9 protein-coding genes are annotated in these 15,980 nt (G+C 66.6%); 7 read left to right on the top strand and 2 right to left on the bottom strand.

What is annotated here, in order from left to right; all coding sequences use genetic code 11:
- Window positions 1–172: 172 nt before the first annotated feature.
- Together NHH88_06960 and NHH88_06955 are read right to left on the bottom strand one after the other, a co-directional pair.
- Window positions 173–2,116: a DUF4214 domain-containing protein gene (locus tag NHH88_06960; protein USX15515.1), complete on the bottom strand. Its 1,944-nt coding sequence runs from the start codon at window positions 2,114–2,116 to the stop codon at window positions 173–175.
- Between the two features lie 394 nt (window positions 2,117–2,510).
- On the bottom strand, window positions 2,511–3,881 hold the full coding sequence (locus NHH88_06955; GenBank protein USX15514.1) for a FecR family protein: 1,371 nt from the start codon (window positions 3,879–3,881) through the stop codon (window positions 2,511–2,513).
- 214 nt (window positions 3,882–4,095) lie between these two features.
- Here NHH88_06955 and NHH88_06950 point away from each other — a divergent pair, with 214 nt between their 5' ends.
- The 7 genes from NHH88_06950 (at window position 4,096) to NHH88_06920 (ending at window position 15,980) form a co-directional block, all read left to right on the top strand.
- A complete protein-coding gene (locus NHH88_06950) occupies window positions 4,096–5,967 on the top strand; it encodes an adenylate/guanylate cyclase domain-containing protein (GenBank protein ID USX15513.1) in 1,872 nt (623 codons plus the stop codon).
- Entirely contained in the window at window positions 5,964–7,292 is a 1,329-nt protein-coding gene (locus tag NHH88_06945) for a tetratricopeptide repeat protein (GenBank protein USX15512.1), read from the top strand. Before NHH88_06950 ends, NHH88_06945 begins: the two co-directional genes overlap by 4 nt.
- 87 nt (window positions 7,293–7,379) lie before the next feature.
- Window positions 7,380–8,114 (top strand): Crp/Fnr family transcriptional regulator, encoded by a 735-nt coding sequence (locus tag NHH88_06940; protein USX15511.1) that lies wholly within the window; start codon window positions 7,380–7,382, stop codon window positions 8,112–8,114.
- A 171-nt stretch (window positions 8,115–8,285) separates the two neighbouring features.
- The gene (locus NHH88_06935; GenBank protein USX17284.1) at window positions 8,286–9,071 is read left to right on the top strand and encodes an ABC transporter permease; all 786 of its coding nucleotides are present in this window, start codon (window positions 8,286–8,288) and stop codon (window positions 9,069–9,071) included.
- A complete protein-coding gene (locus tag NHH88_06930) occupies window positions 9,071–10,300 on the top strand; it encodes an ABC transporter ATP-binding protein (GenBank protein ID USX15510.1) in 1,230 nt (409 codons plus the stop codon). The genes NHH88_06935 and NHH88_06930 overlap by 1 nt, the downstream gene beginning before the upstream one ends.
- Window positions 10,297–11,631: an FkbM family methyltransferase gene (locus NHH88_06925; protein USX15509.1), complete on the top strand. Its 1,335-nt coding sequence runs from the start codon at window positions 10,297–10,299 to the stop codon at window positions 11,629–11,631. Before NHH88_06930 ends, NHH88_06925 begins: the two co-directional genes overlap by 4 nt.
- 2 nt (window positions 11,632–11,633) lie before the next feature.
- Complete coding sequence (locus NHH88_06920; protein USX15508.1) at window positions 11,634–15,980, top strand: glycosyltransferase; 4,347 nt, start codon at window positions 11,634–11,636, stop codon at window positions 15,978–15,980.

The following is a 15,980-nucleotide window of genomic DNA, read 5'->3' as shown; positions in this document are numbered from 1 at the left end:
CACAAAATTTTGCCTATTCGCACAAAAAATAAGCAGGACAATAAGTCTTGGGGAGAAATTAAAGTTCCCTATGACCATTTCCGCCTCAAAAAAAAACCCCTCTACCTAAGGCAGAGGGGTTTCGCCAGTCTGGCCGAAGATCCGGCCAGATGGAGGCTACATCACCAGGTAATTAAACGTGGGAGATGATGCCGTTGGTGAAGACCAGATCGGCAGCGTTCACGCCGGTCAGGGTGATTTGGATTTCAGCTTCAGCGGCCGAGTTCGAACCGAACGCTTTGGTTTCCAGGTGAACAACAGTGTTAGCGCCGTTCTGGATCATGAAGACTTCCAGAACTGCGTTGTTGCCGGTGTTCAGCGCGCCGTTGTTGTAGGTGAAGTCTTTACCAACGTACAGAACGTCATCACCTTGCAGAGCGAAGTTAGCGATGGTCGAAACTGCATCGCCTACCAGGAAGATGTCCGAACCAGCGGTGCCAGCAGCAAAGGCGGTCAGGGTTACTGGTGCTTTGAAGTCGTGGTCTGCGAACGCGCCTTGAGCAGCAACAACAGCTGCGTCCAGGGTAGCCAGCGTGTTGGTGTGGGTGTTAGCGGTGTTCAGATCGATAACAGCTTCTGCCAGATCGTTCACGCCTTTGATTGCGGCGTCCAGATCGGTTTGTGCGGTCTTCACAGCAGTAGCCAGTGGGTTGGCGTTGGCGGTGTTGAAGGTCGCCACTGCGGCTTCAAAGTCGGTCAGTTTGGTCTGGGCGGCAGCTTGGTCAGCTGGAGCAGCAGCAGCCAGCAGGCCTTTCAGGGTCAGGATTTCGGTCTGAACTTCAGCAGCGGTCGGAGCAGCAGGGATTGCTGGCTTGCGAGCTGCGTCAAATGCGGCACCCAGGGTACCCAGGGCCGTTACTTCAGCACCGCCAGCGCTGTCACGGATGTTGACATCCAGTTGGGCGATAGCGTGTGCATCGGTAGCAGCGGTCACAACTTTAGTTGCGGTCAGCTCAGCCTTAACAGCGGCCAGCAGAGCGGTCACGCCTGGGTTTTTAGCTTCGGTGACGCCGGTTTCCAGCACCAGGGTGCCGGCAGTGTTCAGTTTCAGCAAGCCAGCTACGGTGCCGTCGGACGCGATGGTGATGGTGACAGGAACGGCCACGGTCGAATTCAGCGTCTCGTACGAAATTTCAGCAGCGTTCTGAGCGGCGAGGGTGACCACTTCGGCCTTGGTCGCAGCGGTAACGGTCGCAGCGGCTGCGGTTTCAGCGGTGATCGCGCTGGTCAGGCCAGCAGCTGCACCAGCAGCCTTCACTGCATCGTTGTAAGCAACTTGCTTGTCGGTAACAGCTTTATCAGCGTCAACTTGTGCGTCGGCCAGAACAGCTGCTTTAACACCTGCGGTACCGGTGGCATAATCTGGAACCAGAGCAACAACAGCGGCAGTTGCATCGCTCAGTTCGGTGATGATTTCTGCACGGGTAGCTGGGGTGGTTGCGTCGTCGTCCAGGTCCAGATTTTTCAGGTAGGTGGTAACAGCTGCGTTAGCTGCGTCCAGATCGGCCAGGCCGCCGGCCAGGGTGAATGCGGTGCCAGCTTTAACAACGCTAGCAACGGTTGCGTCCAGGGCAGCTGGGGTCAGTTCGGTAGCCAGCGATGCGTCGGTCGTGATTTTGGCGATAAAGGCTTTAGCGGCGTTGTTAGCGTCGGTACCGGTGTAGGCGGCTTTTTCAGCGTCGGTGTCAACTGCGGCGGTGAAAGCGGCAGCAGCGGTGGTTTTGTTGGCGAACGCGGTTTTGTCGGTGCCTTGGGCGCCGTTTGCGACTTCAGCAACGATTTGGTCGATGGTGAAAATCTTGTCGTCCAGGGCTTTGACCCAGAAGGTACGGCCGACTGGATCAGGAGCGTGGCCGAACAGGTTCTGGTACACCTGGGTGATGATCTGGGTGTTCGACATGCCGCTGTAGATGGCTTTGTACTCAGCCGAAGCAGCGAAGGCGGCCGAAGCGGCTGCGGTGCTACCACCAGCGTTGGTCACGGCGGTGTTCCAGAATTCCAAACCAGCTGGATCTGCAGGACGGTTGAAGTACGCGACGTACAGCTTTTGCAGTTCGGTGGTGAAGGTAGTTGCCATTTATTGCTCCTGAAAAGATCGTAGTGATCAGTTAATCATCTGTTATGCAGCTACACGGTATGTGTCCTGCAGCCCAACGTTCCGAATCATGACAGAACGAATTGTTGAAAAATGTGACGGGCGTCACAAAAAGCACAATTCTTTCAATCAAAGATGTTATTAGCGAAAATTAAAGGCGATGAATTATGGTACATAAGCGCCAGTTTGTAAAATCCACAAGCCTTACTGCCTTTTTATTCAGCAGCATGCCCCTTGGCTATCAGTCAGATATCGAATAACCATATGCGCAGCATGGACCGGCCATAATGCAAAAATGCCACCAAGGCTTAACTTGATGGCATTTTTCGACACCGTGCTTATTCACGCGGCGTGGGTTATCAGATAAAAGTATCAGCTATTTGCGCCAATAAGCGGCGCCGTTGACAGTGCGCTTGTCATCCAACCTGCCGTCGAAAATATACGCTGCAGAGCCGCCATTCTCATTGCTGAGCAATCCCTGTACGTTCATGACGCCAGCGCCTGTGACGCCATTACCGAATATGCGGCCATCGGAAGTAACCAGGCCGTTCGAGCGCATGGTGAATTTATCGGCATTGCTCGTCATGTCCAAATTAGTGGCGTAGGTACGGGTACCGAAATCGACCGCGAGCTTACCACCCAATATCGCCGCCTGGCTAAACGTTTTGATGCCCGCTGCACCGGTGGTGGTGACAAAGGCCTCGCTCTCTTGCAGCTTAAAAGCGATATTCCCCTTTTCCGCCGCCACGTAGTCGCTGCCCGGCGTGCGGAACAACGCGTAATTGCCGTTTACAGCGATTAACTCCGATTTGGCTTTTTGATTAATCAAACTGAATTTGGCCGGGGTGCTCGCCAGTGCCTGCCAGCGCCCCCACACAATACCGCTTGGAGCAACTTCCGGCGTCACGACCGGCGGCACCACCACCAGCGGCGGCGGCGTCACGGGCAATTCGGGATTCACCACCGGCGGCTCGGCCGGCGCGGTGACAGTGGGCACCTCGGCCGCGTTCTGTTCGGCAACGACCTTGAGCGTGTTACCTTTTTGCGCATCCAGATTGAGCACTAGCGGCAGCACGCCGATGCCGCCGGCCTTGGCCGTGGGCTCGTCCGGGCGGCCCGGCGAAACGTTGTCGGGCGACAACAGTCCGGCCGGCACCAGGGTCGGCGTCGCGCTGCCGCGTTGCACCTGCAGCAACTTGCCACGCTGGGCGGCGAACAGTTCGACACTGGCCTTGCCCTCGCACGGCCCGCCGCCGTCCGGCGTGCAGCCGGCGCCGAAGCCGCTGACCACCACGCCGCCGCTGATGACGGCGACGCGCGTTTCGTTCTGGTCGGTGAAGACGGTGAAATCGGTGCCGCGCACGCCGATCGCGGCCACCGGCGTGTTGAAGCGGAAGTTCTGGCGCGCGGCCTTGACCGCGTCGCCCGACTTGGCGCGGGCCACGCCGCTGAGCAACTCAAGCTTGACCTGGGTCTTTTCGGGATTGGCGCTGTCGACCTGGTAGGTGGCGATGCGCGCCGACGAGTTCGGACGCAGGATGAACAGGCCGTTGTCGACCGTCTTTATATAGATGAAGCCGTCAGCCCCGGTTTTCATCAGCTCGCCCTCCTGCACGCCCAGGCCCAAGGTGGCGGGACGATCGACGATCTGGGCCTTGCCCGCGACAAAAATGACCTTGCCGGCTTCCCCGGCATGGGCAAATTGTGCGGCCAACAAGGCGGCGAAAACACAGACACTACGCAACATGACTTACTCCTGGTAACTGACCCCGATTATCGCCCTCGGCAACGAAGTTGCAGTGACGACAGTCACATTCTAGCGGAATCAACTAGGCAACATCGGGGCCTTACATTTTGTAGCAATATGGCTCCCCGCTCCGTCCACACGCTATAATCGTTGCCCAGTATCACGTATTGCCACATTTCCCCCGGTGCCGGGCGCCGTTTTTAGGACTTCCCCCTTGATCCGTTCCCTGATCGCCTGCCTTGCCTTCCTGCTAACGCTGGTCACGGCGTGGGCGCCCAGCCAGACAGTGTCGTATTTCGGCAACGAATGGCTGCGGGATACCTTCCTCACGTTGCAACAGCGCCACACTCCGGAGCCGCGCGTGCTGGTGGTGGACATCGACGAAAGCAGCACGGCCGAGCTGGGACCATGGCCGTGGCCGCGCGCGCGCATCGCCGAATTGGTGGAAACCTTGCTCGGCCACTACGGCGCGCGCGGGGTGGCGCTCGACATCGTGTTCCCCGACCCGGCCGACGCCGGCGGCGACGCCCGCCTGGCCATGCTCTCGCAGCACGGCCCGGTGGTGCTGGCGCAGGCGTTCGACTTCCAGCGCAACCGCCCGGCGCCGTTGCGCGAGGGCGAACTGGGCGGCGCGCTGAGTAAAACCGTCGTCCCCGCCCCTGCGGCCGTGCCCGCAACCGGCTACATCGGCATCCACGCCGGCCTGGCCGGCGCCGCCAAGACCGGCAACATCGGTTTCATTCCCGACGCCGACGGCGTGCTGCGCCGGGTGCCGCTGATGACCAGCTTCGAAGGCAAGTACTACCCGGCGCTGACCCTGGCGCTGATCGACTGCTGCGCCGGCGCGCCGGCCTTGCCGCGCCCGCTGCCGGCGCAGATGCGGGTCGGCTACACGCGCGACTGGAGCGCCTACACGGTCGCCACCGCCGCCGAAATCCTCAAGCAGCAATACGCGTCCGACGCCTTCCGCGGCCGCCTCGTCATCGTCGGCTCCAGTTCGCTGGGCCAGGGCGACCGCGTCGCCACCCCGCTCGGCGGCAGCCGTCCGGGACTGGGCGTCCAGGCGGCCATGCTGTCGACCTTATTGGATATCCAGGCCGGCACGGCGCCGGCGCCGTGGCCGGGCACGGCCGTCGCCTGCGTGTTCGCGGCCGCCGCCGCGCTGCTGGGCGCGCTGGCGTTTCCGCGCCTGTCGGCCGTCTCCAGCGTGGCGCTGCTGGCGGCGCTGTCGCTGGGCTGGCTGGCGTTCGCCTACGTCGCCATCGGCCACGACCCGCAACTGGTGGCCACCGCGCCGCTGGCGACCAACCTGTTCCTGCTGGCCGTGGCCGTGCCCTACCAGTGGCAACAGTCGCAGCGCAACTCGCGCCGCCTGCTCGACACCCTGCGCCAGTACGTGGCGCCCGAGGTGGTCGCCGAGTTGTTGCGCAGCGACATAGACGACCCGCTCAAGCCGCGCCTGCTCGAGGTGACCACGCTGATCGCCGACATGGAGGGCTACACCAACCACGTCGAAAGCTTGCCGGTCGAAGAGGCGGCCGCGCTCACGCGCGACTTCCTCGATTGCCTGACCGGCCCCGTCATCGCCCTCGGCGGCACCCTGGACAAATACACCGGCGACGGGCTGGTGGCGTTCTGGGGCGCGCCGCTGCCCAACGCCGACCACGCCGATCTGGCGCTGGAGGCGGCGCGCGGCATCGTGGCGCGGGTCGCGGCCCTGAGCGCGCGGCGGGCGGGCGCGGGCGGGCGTCCGCTGCGGGTGCGCATCGGCATCGAGAGCGGACCGGCGATGGCGGGCGATTTTGGCACTTCGTTCCGAAGCATATATACTGCGGTCGGCGACAGCGTCAACACGGCGTCGCGGCTCGAGAGCGCGGCGCGGGACTTTCCGCACGATGTGATCATCGGCACGGGCACGGTCGAGCGCGCGCGCCGCCACCAATTCGTCCTGCTGGGTGAGCGTTATTTGCGTGGCAAGGAAAAACCGACCACACTTTTTACGTTCGAACCGGACATGGATGTAGCAATCAAGACCGCCCCGACGCACCCCTCGCCGCCGCTGGACCGGGCCGGATCGGCCGCATGACGGCCGTTCGTTCCCTGCTGCGCGCGCCGGCGCTGGCGCTGCTGCTGGCCTTGGCCGCCACGGCCACGGCTGCCGCCGCCCAGGAAGGCGCGCCCGTGGCGCCCCAGGCCGCGCCGGCCGACGCAGCGGCGACGGAACCGGCCGCGTCCACGCCCATCGGGGCCGAAGCGGCGCCGGACCCCGACGAAACCCAGCTGCTGTACCGCGAAGCGCTGCAATCGATCGCCGAGGGCCGCAAGCAGGACGCCAAGGAGACGCTCGAGCGCGTGGTCAGCCGCGAGGCGCTGCACGCCGGCGCCTGGCTCGACCTGGCGCTGATCCAGTGCGGCCTGGGCAACCAGGCCGAGGCCGAGCGCATGTTCCGCCACATCGAGCGCGTCTTCGCGCCGCCGCCGTCCATCCTCGAATTGATCGCCGAGGCGCGCGCCAGCAAGTGCAACGAGTGGCAGGCGCTGAGCCAGTTCTCGATCACCAGCGCGCGCGGCACCAGCAGCAACGTCAACCAGGGCACCAACGCCACCGGCGCGACCGCCGGACTGCCGGTCGACCTGCCGGTCACCGACGAGTTCCGGCCGATGCGCGACAGCTACCTGAGCGTGTCGGCCGACTACTGGCGCGACCTCAGCCCCAACGGCACCGTCGGCACCTTGCAGGTCCAGGCGCGCCGCCACGACCGCCTCAACGACTACGACAGCGCCTACCTGTTCGCCGGCGTCGACAGCCCGTGGCGCTCGGGCGACTGGACCTGGCGCACCAGCGCGCTGGTCGGCGTGATCTCGCTGGGCGGGCACCTGTACCAGGAGCAGGTCCAGCTGCAGCTGCGGGTCGAACCGCCGTTGCCGCTGCCGAGCGGCGTCAAATTCAACCTGAGCACGGCCGTCACCCGCGCCGATTACCGCACGCTGAGCAACTTCGACTCCGACACCGGCGAGCTGCGCGGCCAGTTGACTTACCGCGCGGGCAACAACTACATCAGCGGCAGCGCCGGCTACCTGGTGGACAAGGCCAGCGGCGAGCGCCCCGGCGGCGACCGCCGCGGCTGGCTCACCAACCTGAGCTGGCGGCGCAACCTGCCGGCCAACGCCATCGGCGAGCTGGCCTACTCGCGCCAGAACTGGAACGGCGATCAACCGTATTCGCCGGGCTTCATCGACATCGTGCGCGACCAGGCGACCCAGGTCTGGCGCGGTTCGCTGAGCTATCCGCTGTCGGCGCGCCAGGCGATCATCCTCGACGCCCGCGTGGTGCAGAACAAGGAAAACATCGCGTTGTTTCGATACAATGACCGGCAGTTACAATTGAGCTGGCAGTGGCAGTTACCTTAACCGCCCTGCCCGCCGCCCCGCGTGATGAACGTGGCATACTGTGCAGCAAGCGTATTGCACCGCCTTGATTAGTTTTAGGAAATAACAATGATGTCGAACGACCAGGACCCGGCGCCGGACGCGGCGGCGGAACAAACGCCGGAACAGCGGCAGTTCAACGTCCACCTGCGCAAAATCCCCCTGCTGGCCGAGTTGTCGGAGCTGGAGATGGGGCGCGTCAAGAGCGATATCCGTTTCCGCCAGTACACCAAACGCGAAGTGGTGCTGCACAAGGGCGGCAGCGGCGACGGCCTGCTGTTCCTGCTCGGCGGCCAGTTGCAGGTGGTCGACATCACCGAGGACGGGCGCGCCGTCGGCCTGCGCATGCTGGCGCCGGGCGACTTCTTCGGCGAGATCGCGCTGATCAACAATACCACCCGCTCGGCCTCGGTGGTGGCCATGAGCGACGCCGTGGTCGCTTTCCTGCCGGCCGGCACGGCGCTGCACCTGTTCTCGCACGCGCCGTCGGTGGCCAACCAGATGCTGCGCTACCTGGCGCAGAAAATCCAGCGCGACTCGGAATTCCGCTCGCTGTTGAGCATCAACAACACCTCGCGCCGCATCTACACCTATCTGTTGCTGATGCAGAAAAGCGCGCCCGACGGCGGCGCCCTGGACAACCTGCCGACCCACCAGGACATCGCCAACATGATCAACACCAGCCGCGAGACCGTCACCCGCGCGCTGCTGGCGCTGGCGCAGCAGGGCATCGTGCGCAAGGACGCCCACCGCCTGGTGATCCAGGACCTCGAAGCGCTGCAAAAACTGACGCAAAGCCCGTAATTACTTCGTGACAACTCGTTACATCTTGGGCAAGTGCGCTGCGGTATAATATCCGCTTTCCAAATTCCACCCGGCTTGCCATCCGGCACGCTTTTGCGCCCACGCCATGACGATTTTCTTCCTAGTAACGCCGCCCGTCCCCGCAGGGGGAACGCGATGATCTCGCGCGCCATGCTGCGCGCGATCGTCGCCTATCGCGGCTTCATCCTTGGCAGCGTCAAGCGGGAATTCCAGGCGAAATATCGCAACACCATGCTGGGCGCGGCCTGGACCGTGCTCAGCCCGCTGGCGATGATCCTCGTCTACACGATGATCTTCTCGCAGGTCATGCACAGCAAGCTGCCGGGCGCGAGCTCCGAGTTCGCCTACAGCATCTACCTGTGCGCCGGCATCCTGACCTGGGGCCTGTTCGCCGAGATCACCTCGCGCGGCCAGGCCATGTTCATCGAGCACGCCAACCTGCTCAAGAAAATCAGCTTCCCGCGCATCTGCCTGCCGATCATCGTGGTCGCCAACGCGCTGGTCAATTTCGCCATCATCTTCGCGCTGTTCATCGTCTTCCTGGTCATCAGCGGCCAGTTCCCCGGCGCCGTGTTCGTCACCTTGCTGCCGGTGCTGCTGCTGCAGATCCTGCTGGCGATCGGCCTGGCCATGGTGCTGGGCGTGCTCAACGTGTTCTTCCGCGACGTCGGCCAGTTCTTCACCATCTTCACGCAGTTCTGGTTCTGGCTCACGCCGGTGGTCTACCCGGCCAGCATCATCCCGGAAAGCGTGCGCGGCTACCTCGCCTGGAATCCCATGACCCCGATCATCCAATCCTACCAGCAGGTGCTGGTGAGCGGCCAGGCGCCCGACTGGCAACGCCTGGTCGGCCCGGCCGTGCTGGCCTTGCTGCTGTGCGCGCTGGGCATGCGCCTGTTCCGCAAGCGCGCCGGCGAAATGGTGGACGAACTGTAATGGGCGCCATCACCGTCACCAACCTGGGCAAGGCCTACAAACAATATCCGACGCGCTGGTCGCGGCTGGGCGAATGGCTGCTGCCGTCGCGCGGCCCGCGCCACGCGCTCAAGTGGATACTGCAGGACGTCAGCTTCCGCGTCGAGCCGGGCGAGGCCGTCGGCCTGATCGGCATCAACGGCGCCGGCAAGAGCACCTTGTTGAAACTGATCACCGGCACCTCGCAGCCGAGCACCGGCGCCGTCCACCTCGAGGGCCGGGTCGCCGCGCTGCTCGAACTGGGCATGGGCTTCCACCCCGACTTCACCGGCCGCCAGAACGTCTACATGGCCGGCCAGCTGCTGGGCATGAGCGTGGCCGAGATCGACGCGCTGATGCCGCAGATTATCGCCTTCGCCGAGATCGGCGACTACATCGACCAGCCGGTGCGGGTCTACTCGAGCGGCATGCAGATGCGCGTGGCCTTCAGCGTGGCCACGGCGCGCCGCCCGGACATCCTCATCATCGACGAGGCGCTGTCGGTCGGCGACACCTATTTCCAGCACAAGAGCTTCGAGCGCATCCGCCAGTTCCGCCGCGAGGGCACCACCCTGCTGCTGGTGTCGCACGACAAGCAGGCGATCCAGTCGGTGTGCGACCGCGCCATCCTGCTCGACGCCGGGCGCCTGTCGCGCCAGGGCAAGCCGGAGGAGATCATGGACTACTACAACGCCATGATCGCCGACCGCGAAAACAGCATGCTGGTGCTGAACGCGCGCGACGACGGCAAGGTCCAAACCGTCTCCGGCACCGGCGAGGCCACGGTGGCCGACATCGCCCTGCTCGACGAGCAGGGCCAGCGGGTCGAAGTGGTCGACGTCGGCCAGCACGTGGTGCTGGAGGTGACCGTGCGCGCCAAGGCGGAGATCCCGCGTATGGTGCTCGGCTATATGATCAAGGACCGCCTGGGCCAGCCGATGTACGGCACCAACACCCATTTGAAGGAACTGCCGCTGGACGACATCGGCGCCGGCGAGACCGTGGTCTACCGCTTCGGCTTCGACGTCAACCTCGGCCCCGGCACCTATTCCGTCGCCACCGCCATCGTCAGCACCGCCACCCACCTGGTCAACAACTACGAGTGGCGCGACCTGGCGCTGGTGTTTACGGTGATGAACATGCGGCGGCCGCATTTTGAGGGATCGGCCTGGCTCGATCCGACCATCGATATCTCCCGTTCCCGTCTATGACCCTGCTCTCCTATTCGCAAAATTTCGAGGACGTGCTGCTGTGGCGCGCGCTGCGCGACGTCCCGGCCGGCTTCTACATCGACGTCGGCGCCAACGATCCCGAGCTGCACTCGGTCACCAAGCTGTTCTACGACGCCGGCTGGCACGGCATCAACATCGAACCGATGCCGTCCTACCTGCAGCCGTTCCTGGCGCAGCGCCCGCGCGACATCAACCTGTCGTGCGCGGCCGGCGCCGCCGCCGGCGAGATCACGCTGTTCGACGTGCCCACCATGAACGGCTGGGCCTCGACCGACAGCGCGGTGGCCACCGCCCACCGCGCCGAGGGCTACGACGTGGTCGAGACGGCCGTGCCGCTGCGCACCCTGGCCGACATCTGCGCCGAGCATGTCAGCGGCGAGATCCACTTCCTCAAGATCGACGTCGAAGGCTTCGAGGGCGAAGTCCTGAAAGGCATGGACTTCAAGCGCTGGCGCCCGTGGGTGCTGGTGGTCGAGGCCACCCTGCCCGGCAGCACCGAGACCAACCACGGCAGCTGGGAACACCTGATCACGCCGTTCGACTACGAGTTCGCCTATTTCGACGGCCTGAACCGCTACTACGTGGCGCGCGAGCACGCCGAACTGATGCAACGGCTGACGGTGCAGGCCAACGTCTTCGACGACTTCATCCCGCACCACCTGGACAAGGCCTGGCGCCAGATCGGCGACCTGCAGGCGCAAACCACGCAGGGCTGGGAGCGCGCGGCCGAGATGGAACGCGCCGCGCTCGACGCCCGTGAACAGCACGACCAGGCGGCGCGCCACGCCGACCTGCTGGCGCAACAGGGCGACTTGCTGCGCCAGCAGTTGCGCGACAGCGAAACGCACGCGCGCCAGGTCGAACTGGCGCTGCGCACGGCCGAACTGCAAAGCCAGACGCTCGAAGCCCAGCTGCACCAAAGCGCCGCCTGGGGCCAGGACATGGAAAGCCGCTTGCTGGCCATGCTCTCGAGCACCTCGTGGCGCATCACGGCGCCGCTGCGCTTCATCACGCGTCGCGGCCCCAACAGCATGGCCGGCATCGCCAAGCGCAAGGCCAAGGGCGCCGCGCGCCGCGCGCTGCGCTGGGTCACCTCGCGCGAATCGCTGCGCCGCACCGTGCTGCCGCTGGTGATGCGCTCGCCCGCCCTGCAAGCCTGGGTGGCGCGCACGCTGGCCGCCGCCAAGCAGGCCACGGCCAACGGCGCCGCCCCGGGCCGCGACGTCCCGTACTCCCTGCGCGAACTGCCGCAGTCGGCGCGCGACGCGCTCGACGACCTGCGCCGCGCCCTTGAACAGAATAAACACTGACCATGCGCCTGATTATCGATTTCCACTCCCCGCACGGCGCCTCCGCGCACGACACGGCCCTGCTGCGCGCGCTGGCCATTGGCATGTTGCGCGAACATGGTGAACATGGCGAACACGCGGTGCACGTGGCCGTCAGCGGCCTGCAGCCGGTCGACATCGACGTGCTGCGCCACGCCTTCGACGGCGTGCTGCCGGCCGGCCGCTTCCATGTGTACGCGCAGCCGCCCGCCGGCGACGCCTGGCGCCGCCATAGCGCCGCCACCCTACGCGCCGGCTTCCTGGCCGCGCTGGCGCCGGACGCGATCCTGGACCTGTGGCGCGCCGACGACGCCGACGCCGATATCGACGCCAAACTGGTGCCAGCGGCCACCTTGCGCGCCCGCCTGGTCGGCTCGGCCCCGGCCCTGCTGGCCGCGCCGCGCCCGCAACAGGCGCCGCTGCGCGACGCCGCGCTGCTGTTGGCCGCCAGCGAGGCCGAGGCGCGCCAGCTCGACGCGGTGTTCGCCCCGGTGCCGGTCATCGACAGCAATGCCGCCGACGCCGCCGGCGCCGTCTGGCGCGCGCTGGAACAGGCGCTGGCCGCCACGGCCGCGCCGCAAGCGCCGGCCGACGTCCAAGCCGCCGACAAAGCGGATGACAAAGGCGCGACCAAGCCGACCCTGGCGCTGGTGTCGCCGCTGCCGCCGGAGCATTCCGGCATCGCCGACTACAGCGCCGAACTGCTGCTGGAGCTGGAACGCCACTACACGGTCGAACTGGTGGTCACGCCGGGCGCCGCCCCGGAGGCCGCGCTGCAACGCTTCCCGGTGCGCGACGTCGCCTACTTCGAAGAGCACGGCGCCGGCTACGACCGCGTGCTCTACCACTTCGGTAATTCGAACGTGCACAAGCACATGTTCGCGCTGCTGCGCCGCCACCCGGGCACCGTGGTGCTGCACGACTTCTTCCTCAGCGGCGTGCTCGACAACATGGAGCGCGACGGCGACGTCGCCGACGCCTTCATGCTGGCCTTGTACGAATCGCACGGCTACACCGGCCTGCGCCACCACCGCGAGCACGGCCGCAACCCGACCATCTGGGCCTACCCGTGCAACAAGGCGGTGCTGGAACAGGCCGCCGGTGTGATCGTCCACGGCGACTTCTCGCGCCGCCTGGCCGAGCAATGGTACGGCCCCGGCAGCGCCGACGACTGGCGCACCATCCCGCTGCTGCGCGGCCAGGTCGGCGCCGGCGTCGACCACGCGGCCGCGCGCGCGTCGGCCCGCCAGCGGCTCGGCGTGGCGCCGGACGACTACCTCGTCAGCAGCTTCGGCATGCTGGGCGCGACCAAGCTCAATCACCGCCTGCTGGACGCCTTCCTGGCCTCGCCGCTGGCGGCCGACCCGCGCTGCCGGCTGGTGTTTGCCGGCGCCAACGACGGCGGCCCGTACGGCGTCGAACTGCTGCAAAAGATCGCCGCCAGCCCGGCCGCCGGCCGCATCCGGATCACCGGCTTCGTCAGCGCCGCCGGCTACCAGGACTGGCTGGCCGCCAGCGACTGCGCGGTGCAACTGCGCACGCAGACGCGAGGCGAGACCTCGGCCTCGGTGCTCGATTGCCTGATGCACGGCTTGCCGACCATCGTCAACGCCCACGGCGGCGCCGCCGACCTGCCGGACAACGTGCTGTGCATGCTGCCGGACCTGTTCGACGACGCCGCGCTGCGCGACGCGCTGGCCGCGCTGCACGCCGATCCGGCCGCGCGCGCCGCGCTGGGACAACAAGGCCGCGGCTACGTGGCGCGCCAGCATGCGCCGGCCGCCGTCGGCGCGCTGTACCACGCGGCGATCGAGGCGTTCGCGCGCGACAGCGCCAAGGCCCGGCGCCGCCGCCTGATCGGCGCGCTGAGCGCGCGCGGCACGCCGCGCCCGACCGACGACACGGCCCTGACCGAGACCGCCGCCATGCTGGCGGCCAACCAGAACCAGCTGCCGGCCGCGCCGCGCCAGCTGCTGGTCGACATCTCCGCGCTGATCCAGGCCGACCACAAGACCGGCATCCAGCGCGTGGTGCGCAGCATCCTGCTGGCGCTGATCAAGGCGCCGCCGGCCGGCTACCGGATCGAGCCCGTCTACAGCGACGGCGGCAACCGCTGCTACCGCTACGCCCGCCAGTTCAGCCTGAACATGATCGACGCCCCGGCGCTGCCGCTGGAGGACGCGCCGATCGAGGCGCGCGCCGGCGACCTGTTCCTGGGCCTGGACCTGGCCACCAACATGACCACCCAGAACCAGCCGCAATTGCTGGCGCTGCGCCGTGGCGGCGTGGCCGTCTGGTTCGTCGTCTACGACCTGCTGCCGCTGCTGCGGCCGGACTGCTTCCCGTTCGGCGCCGAGAAATACTACGGCGACTTCATCGACACCATCGCGCTGGCCTCGGACGGCATCGTGACGATCTCGCGCGCCGTCTCCGACGAGCTGGCCGGCTGGCTGGCGCAACGCCCGAACCGCCGCCTGACGCCGCTCAAGCTGAGCCACTTCCACCTGGGCGCCGACATCGACGCCAGCGCGCCGACCAACGGCATGCCGCCCAACGCCGAGCGCACGCTGCAGGCGCTGACCGAGGCGCCGACCTTGCTGATGGTCGGCACGCTGGAGCCGCGCAAGGGCCAGGCCCAGGCGCTGGCCGCCTGCGAGCAGCTGTGGGCCAAGGGCGTGGCTGTCAACCTGGTCATCGTCGGCAAGAACGGCTGGCTGGTCGACGCGCTGGCCGAGCGCCTGCAGTCGCACCCGCAGCGCGAACAGCGCCTGTTCTGGTTCAACGGTCTGTCCGACGAGATGCTGGTCAAGCTGTATGAAAATTGCGCCGCGCTGCTGGCCGCCTCCGAGGGCGAGGGCTTCGGCCTGCCGCTGATCGAGGCGGCGCAAAAGGGCTTGCCGATCATCGCGCGCGGCATCCCGGTGTTCCGCGAGGTCGCCGGCGAGCACGCCTATTACTTCGACGGCGGCGCGCCGGAGGACCTGGCCGCCGCCATCGAGGCCTGGCTGGCGCTGCACGCGGCCGGCCAGGCGCCGGCGTCGTCCGGCATGCCGTGGCTGACGTGGGAGCAAAGCGCGCGCCAGCTGATGGACGTCACCGTGCACGGCCTGAGCCATGCCAGCGTGGCCGCCGACCAGGTTGCGCCGCAACTGCTGGTGGACGTCTCGGCCGTCGTGCGCGAGGACCTCAAGACCGGCATCCAGCGCGTGGTGCGGGCCCAGTTGCTCGAGCTGCTGCGCAGCGAAGGCCGCCACTACCAGGTGCTGCCGGTGTACCTGAGCGACGTCGGCGGCTACTGGCATTACCGCTACGCGCGCCGCTACCACCACGAGCTGCTCGGCACCAACGGTGACGGCGTGCTCGACGAGGAAGTGCACGTGGCCGCCGGCGACGTCTTCTACAGCCCCGACTTCTTCCCGAAGGCGGTGATCGAGGCCTGCCGCCTGGGCCTGTACCGCCGCTGGCGCGAGGCCGGCGTTCGCGTGCACTTCCTGATCCACGACCTGCTGCCTGTGCTGCGGCCGGAGTTCTTCCCGCCCGGCACCGAGCGCGATTTCGCCGACTGGCTGCGCGCCATCGCCGCCGAGGCCGACGGCCTGGTGTGCATCAGCGCCGCCGTCGCCGACGAGACGCGCGCCTGGCTGGCGGCCGACGCCCCGGCGCGCGCGCTACCGCAATTCGCCGTGCTGCACCATGGAGCCGATATCAACGCCTCGCTGCCGAGCAGCGGCATGCCTGCCGGCGCCGGCGCGGTGCTGGCCGATATCGCCGCCGCGCCCAGCTTCCTGATGGTCGGCACCATCGAGCCGCGCAAAGGTTATCTGCAAGCGCTCGACGCCTTCGAGCAATTGTGGGCCGAGGGCGTCGACGCCCGGCTGGTGATCGTCGGCGGCGAAGGCTGGAAGGGCTTGCCCGACGGCGCCCGCCGCACGATCCCGAAAACCATCGCCCGCCTGCGCAACCATCCCGAGCTGGGCCGCCGGCTGCACTGGCTGCACGGCATCAGCGACGAGTACCTCGACCGCCTGTACCAGGACAGCGCCTGCCTGCTGTTCGCCAGCGAGGGCGAGGGCTTCGGCCTGCCGCTGATCGAGGCGGCCCGCCACGGCCTGCCGCTGCTGGCGCGCGGCCTGCCGGTGTTCCGCGAGGTGGCCGGCGCGCACGCCAGCTACTTCGACGGCGCCACCGGCGCCGAGCTGGCCGCCGCCGTGCGCGACTGGCTGCGCCTGGACGCGGCCGGCCAAGCCCCGGCTTCGGCCGGCATGGCCTGGCGCACCTGGGCCGACAACGCCGCCGAGTTGACGGCCATCCTGTTCCCAGCCCGGACCTGA

This window comes from Oxalobacteraceae bacterium OTU3CAMAD1 (assembly GCA_024123915.1).
In the GTDB taxonomy this organism is placed as follows: Bacteria; Pseudomonadota; Gammaproteobacteria; order Burkholderiales; family Burkholderiaceae_D; genus Rugamonas.
The sequence above is the reverse complement of the archived record's forward strand: the minus strand, read 5'-3'. Positions and strand labels throughout refer to the sequence as shown.